Origin of the sequence: Liquorilactobacillus sicerae (assembly GCF_029916425.1) — a bacterium.
Lineage (GTDB): Bacteria > Bacillota > Bacilli > Lactobacillales > Lactobacillaceae > Liquorilactobacillus > Liquorilactobacillus sicerae.
Genome location: NZ_JAHAVQ010000075.1, coordinates 1 through 692, shown reverse-complemented (window position 1 = coordinate 692; position 692 = coordinate 1). Strand labels below are relative to the sequence as shown.

Below are 692 nucleotides of genomic sequence, written 5' to 3'. Positions count from 1 at the left end.
GATGGAAAGTGGTCGAATAAGCAATATGACACTCTGATTGATAATGCTTCTGATAAAGACGCTTTGAGTGATACTAAGCGGACTGCTGATGAAGTTAAAGCTGAGAAAACTTTGTATGATGATTCAGCTGTTAATCCAATCGATTGGATGAATGCTGCTATTCTTTCAAATCCAAAAGTTAAAGGTGTTCAGTACTTCTCATCTGGTGCTCCTTATTATTTCTGGAATGCTTACCGTTCAAAGAAGTAATTAATTATATTTTAGGAAATCCGGTTAATCCCGGTTTTCTCGTACATATGAAACTTATAGAAAAGTGAAGGAATATGGCAAAATACATCTTAAAAAGAATACTCATGATGATTCTTACGGTCTTTATAGTTACCGCACTTACATTTGTGATGATGCAATGGATGCCGGGTTCACCCTTTAATAACCCAAAACTTTCCGCGTCACAAATTGCTCAATTGAGCAAGCAATACGGTTTGAGCAAACCAATTTGGCAACAGTTTCTTAATTATCTGGTTAATGCAGCTCACTTTAATTTTGGAACTTCATACATTAACACCGGTCAAAGTGTTAGCTTGATGATAAGTCAACGTTTGCCTGTTTCGATGGAATTAGGTATTCAAGCACTAATACTTGGCGTTCCGTTAGGAATGTATATCGGTACTTACCAGGCAATGAGAAAGAAC

The 692-nt window shown here is 36.7% G+C and carries 1 protein-coding gene and 1 pseudogene; both read left to right on the top strand.

What is annotated here, in order from left to right; translation table 11 throughout:
• Positions 1–249: pseudogene (locus KH893_RS11275) on the top strand (peptide ABC transporter substrate-binding protein); the annotation flags it as partial.
• Positions 250–323: 74 nt separating this feature from the next.
• Positions 324–692, top strand: a 369-nt coding sequence (locus tag KH893_RS11270) for an ABC transporter permease (protein WP_281166208.1), incomplete at its 3' end; no start/stop codon positions are given.